Origin of the sequence: Vibrio sp. 1641 (genome assembly GCF_033339995.1) — a bacterium.
Lineage (GTDB): Bacteria > Pseudomonadota > Gammaproteobacteria > Enterobacterales > Vibrionaceae > Vibrio > Vibrio alginolyticus.
Window position 1 is genome coordinate 1 of the sequence record NZ_JAWOVP010000473.1, and the last position, 533, is coordinate 533.

Annotated in this window: 1 protein-coding gene; it reads right to left on the reverse strand. The window is 43.9% G+C overall.

What is annotated here, in order from left to right:
* Positions 1-378 (reverse strand): YtfJ family protein (locus tag R7Z47_RS26635; protein ID WP_318130996.1); only part of this gene is annotated, 378 nt, incomplete at its 3' end.
* Between the last annotated feature and the right edge of the window lie 155 nt (positions 379-533).

Genomic DNA, 533 nt, shown 5'->3' on the forward strand with positions numbered 1-533 from the left:
CCAAGGAAACTCTTTTTTACTGTCTTGTGCAGAAGATTTCACAAATGAGCCAGTGCCCCAAATCGCATCGTCTTGGTTGATGATGGTGGTGGTCTGGTAGCTATCTTCTGGGAATTTAGCGGCGGTAATTGCAGTCATCAGCGGTGCGTTCATCTCTTTTGAACTGCTGCGACCAGCAATCGCTTGAATTACGCGGACTTTACCTAACATATGCTGTGTTGCCCAAGGCTGGTAAGCCACACCTTCACCTTGTAAAACAATTTCACCGTATGCGCCAACTTGTGCTGGTGGAACGGTTTCACCAACCGACAAGTTATGTGCGAAAGCCAAACTTGGAGAAAGAGCAAGCAGTATAGGTAGGAGAGTCTTAGTTTTCATATTGTTATATTCCGTTTGGGTTTGGGAGTTAAGCCAGTATATATCCAGTCCCGGCAAATTTGTAGAATTGTTGATAACATTTATTTAACGTATGCAGTGGTGTAATGTTGCGTTGTAGTTAGAATTTGTTACACTGAACTCCGTCGCAAAATGCG